Here is a 3,946-nt window from a genome sequence, read left to right as displayed (position 1 = left end):
GTTTGAATCCGTAGAGGATATGTTAAAGCAACATCGGCGATATATGAGTCGACACAATAATATTGCACGAAAAGTATTGGGATTCTTAAGCCCAAATCAAATGGTTGAAAAGTATTACGAAAATAAGTATAACGAAGCTGCTTGATGTGTCCACTGATTTTATATTTTTATCGTTTGTTGTCAAGGATCGTTTCACTTTCCTCCTTGACAACAAACTCAAAAAATTCGTTTTGGTGGACAAGACATCAAGCACCACTATTATCAGTTCAGGTAACATATGTTTGACAACCCTAGATTAGTGCTCCAGTAACGACTTGATCACTCTTGACATAGCTTAACAGATTAAAGCTATGCAAGGGTAAGACGGCTCCCAGTAAGATAATCCCAAATGACAGAATCCAGATCTGTAATTCATTTTTGATGAACACACCTGCTAAGGTGAGACACTCGACTTAAGCGAGAATAGTATTATTTGCTTCCTAGCTAGTTTTAATTCTCAAGTGGGTGATTACAAGTACAAGCAACCAAAAATAGAACGTAGAAAATAGTAGAGAAAACTATTAAACTGGCTCACCTGGTCTGGCTAAGAAAACTGTTCTTTTTAATTACACCCTTTACTTCACACTCTAAAAACGCCAGCTTGGGAAAATAATAGCATCAGTACTATCCACTATACTTTTCGCCTTATCTCATGGTGTAGTAGTGGAAGGAAATGTGGTATTGCTTTTTCAATTTATTCTTTTTGGTGGTATTTCTGCAATTATCTTTAACCTATCTAACAACATTTTTTACTGTATCACATATCATGCTAGTTACAATCTGCTGATTATGATACTAGCAACAATTTTATGATGAGAACTCAAGGCCGTGTATACGAACCTATTCCCCTCCAGAGTTTTATTGTTTATCAATATATATTTACTGTTTCTTATTGTTTAATTATTGTTTTGGAATGTTTTCATAGATGCATTCATGCTAGAATAGTTAGTGTTCATCACTTAGATACGTCACAAGTCAATTCTAGAGAGGACAATGCTTCAAGAAAGTATGCTACTTCTAGAAAGGACACTAACTTTATAAATGAAAGAGGTCATCTGTTATGAAAACAAAAGCCACAGTTCTGAAAGGGACATTAATCGTTATTAGCTTGATGCTCTTATTGTTCTTTAGCCTCATCCTGATTCAGTTATTAACGGGGAGTGGTATTGAATGGACGTTTTCTTTTGGGCTATTTATACTTGCTTTGTTATTAACACTTTTTGGCTGTTTCGGAGTACTTTTTTTCTTGTACCAAGTTGTAGATCTTGTCGCCAAGAACAACGCTTTCTCAAATCGCACCTTACAACTCGTCGCGCGGGTCAAGTACATGATTTTGACAACCGCAGTCGTCTTTCTAGGTATCCTGCCTTATATTTATGAGGCAGCACAGGAAAATGATTCCCCTGGTATTCTATTTTTTTGTATAGTATTAGTTTCAGTGCCCTTTATTGCTTTTGTTTTCTCTTTAATCGTGGAGGAACTTTTCAAAAGTGCGATTATACTGAAAACTGAACATGACTTAACTGTCTAGAGTGAATGGAGGGTAAATATATGCCAATTGTAGTGAATTTAGATGTCATGTTAGCTAAGCGAAAAATGTCAGTCACTGAACTGTCAAATCGTGTCGGGATTACCATGGCCAATATCTCAATCTTAAAAAATGGCAAAGCTAGAGCCATTCGATTTGAAACATTAGATGCTATCTGTAAAGCATTAGACTGCCAACCAGGTGATCTTTTGGAATATCGACAAGATTAAATTTATTAGTGAGTATTACTTCATACCTCTGATATGTCTTCTTGTTAAAGACAACATCCTCTTTATAACTTTATGACAAGTTTTGTTCTCTGTCTAAATAATCTGCTAGAAGAATTTTAATACTTTACTCTGGTTCTTCCATAAAGTATGACGTCCACAATCGACAGAGTTGGTTTATTTTCCGAGTTGTTACCAAAAAGCGCTTCGTCTTCATTGGATCTGCAATATCTAATTGCTTTTTTGATCCTGTGATCTCACCAAAAAGATAGATATTATCCTGAAAATCTTTGGCGTACTTTATACGGAGTTTTTGTTCAATCGAGCGATCCATCGCAAAGATATAACTATACTCCGCTAAATTTTTGTGCGTGATAAAGGTCGCATGATGACGGTGGGCATCACAGCCATACCATTTCAACCACTTTGCTATCTTCGGATGAATGACTCGTCCGTCTGTTTGCTTCAACAAACCTGCTGACTCAATCGTGATTGTTTCTAGTTTTTCTTCTCTTAGCATTTTTCGTAAGAGATACTCAGCAGAAGGAGAACGGCAAATATTTCCCTGGCAGATCATCAGAATTTTCATTACTCACGCTTCCTTCCTCACATTTTATACTGATGACATTACCGTAGCACAATCCCTAATCGTGTACTGATTGGTCATAAACTAGCTCTAAGTGAGTAATACAACTCATCTAGTTCAGCTGGTCTACGTATCACAATTGTTTTATTCGGGTATTGTTGCTGAATAGCTAAATAGTGCTTTCTTATTTTGGGAGTTCTTCCTTTATGGAGAATCCACCAGAGAAATTCCCAGTCTAATTTTTCTGGACAACCTTCAGCCATATCCGGACGCGACTTTCCGCGATAGGTCCAATAGCGTTTTACTATCCTTTTCAGAGTGACTAGACGAGGAAATAATAGAATAACGATTTGATCTGCTCGAGCTAACCGCTCAGCTTGATAGTAGCGCCTGTAGTTCCCATCAATCACCCAACTATCTTGAGCTATAGCCTCTTTGACAATCTCCTTAGCCTCATCGTCAGGACGAGTTTGCCAACCACTGATAAACTGGACCGTATCAAGATGTAAACTTGGTATCTGATAATAGTCTGCATAACGACGAGCCAGCGTTGACTTGCCACTACCTGAAAACCCTAAAATAGCTATTTTCATTTATCAAACTCCTTTTATCTTCCGTGACATGACACCCTCAGCATCTTTATTTTATTGAATGCCTTGACACATTACAAAGACAAACCCACATTAGCATAATGTTTTAGTGATATGGTAGACTCTTAATAATAAGGTACTTAGTGGGATAATGTCCATCCATTAAATACCCTGACAATGCCACATATTTTTATAAAAAGAGCGCGTTTATGATTAAACGACTGATTAGTTTTATAACAATATTCTTTCTTCTCCTACTTTTAACTGCCTGTAACAACGCAGTCAATGACCCAAAAGTAGATGGTGTGGTCGTTTTACAAGTAACAGATGCTGGCAAAACGGAGTCCTTTCGAACACTTTCAGCTAATGATGATGCCGATGCAGTCAGTGAGATTCGAAAGTTCATCCAGAAATTTGACTTTGACGATCACACTGGTGATGATGTCACGCCCATGTATCACTTTTATCTAACCTATGATGAGGATGCAGGTGCAATTCCAAAAGCTGTAGTTTATTCTCTCGGAAAAACAACTGATGGGGAGCACGTTGTTATTGGAGAAGAAGATAATTTTGACAATGTCGATGTCTTAGATGAAGAAGATTCTAAGGAAATTTATCAATTGCTTATTGGGGAGAAGTTGGATTAGAAATTCTAGTTAAATTTTCGTGCTTATACCCTTTCCTAGATAATTCATAGTTTTATGAGTTTGCGCTCTAAAACCGTATTTCTTCAACATTTGTAAAGAGTTTCTTTTTTCACCCATTTGGTGCGTGAAAAAAGAACACCTTTCTGTTAATGTAAATTTGACGAAAATACAAAACAGAGGTGTTCTATATGTCAAATTTACGCGATAATCGACTAAGTTTCAATAAAAATGTTCAAATTTCCTCAAAAAGTGAAAAGCTATCTTCCCATGGCGGATTGATTTTGGTTCGTGAGTTCCTCGAAAAAATTCAGTTTAATAAATTAGTGAAG

General features: G+C 36.7%; 6 protein-coding genes. 4 read left to right on the top strand and 2 right to left on the bottom strand.

The genetic code is table 11. The features are described 5' to 3' along the window. Positions 1-648: 648 nt before the first annotated feature. The 3 genes from H541_RS13840 (at position 649) to H541_RS0110670 (ending at position 1,797) form a co-directional block, all read left to right on the top strand. Positions 649-852, top strand: a complete 204-nt coding sequence (locus tag H541_RS13840) for a CPBP family glutamic-type intramembrane protease (protein ID WP_084684613.1) — start codon at positions 649-651, stop codon at positions 850-852. 247 nt (positions 853-1,099) lie between these two features. Further along, complete coding sequence (locus tag H541_RS0110675; RefSeq protein WP_022797268.1) at positions 1,100-1,570, top strand: DUF2975 domain-containing protein; 471 nt, start codon at positions 1,100-1,102, stop codon at positions 1,568-1,570. Between the two features lie 20 nt (positions 1,571-1,590). Continuing rightward, the gene (locus H541_RS0110670) at positions 1,591-1,797 is read left to right on the top strand and encodes a helix-turn-helix domain-containing protein (protein WP_022797267.1); all 207 of its coding nucleotides are present in this window, start codon (positions 1,591-1,593) and stop codon (positions 1,795-1,797) included. Between the two features lie 124 nt (positions 1,798-1,921). Here the strand turns inward: H541_RS0110670 and H541_RS0110665 are convergent, their stop codons facing one another. Both H541_RS0110665 and H541_RS0110660 read right to left on the bottom strand, forming a co-directional pair. Beyond that, complete coding sequence (locus H541_RS0110665) at positions 1,922-2,383, bottom strand: arsenate reductase/protein-tyrosine-phosphatase family protein (RefSeq protein WP_022797266.1); 462 nt, start codon at positions 2,381-2,383, stop codon at positions 1,922-1,924. A gap of 74 nt (positions 2,384-2,457) precedes the next feature. Then, entirely contained in the window at positions 2,458-2,973 is a 516-nt protein-coding gene (locus H541_RS0110660; protein ID WP_022797265.1) for a P-loop NTPase family protein, read from the bottom strand. A 206-nt stretch (positions 2,974-3,179) separates the two neighbouring features. Between H541_RS0110660 and H541_RS0110655 the strand changes: the two genes are divergently transcribed. Next, the gene (locus tag H541_RS0110655) at positions 3,180-3,617 is read left to right on the top strand and encodes a hypothetical protein (protein ID WP_022797264.1); all 438 of its coding nucleotides are present in this window, start codon (positions 3,180-3,182) and stop codon (positions 3,615-3,617) included. Positions 3,618-3,946 lie beyond the last annotated feature (329 nt).

The organism is Bavariicoccus seileri WCC 4188 (assembly GCF_000421665.1).
Classification (GTDB): Bacteria; Bacillota; Bacilli; order Lactobacillales; family Aerococcaceae; genus Bavariicoccus; species Bavariicoccus seileri.
Note: the sequence above shows the minus strand (reverse complement) of the source record. Positions and strands in the feature narration are given on the sequence as shown.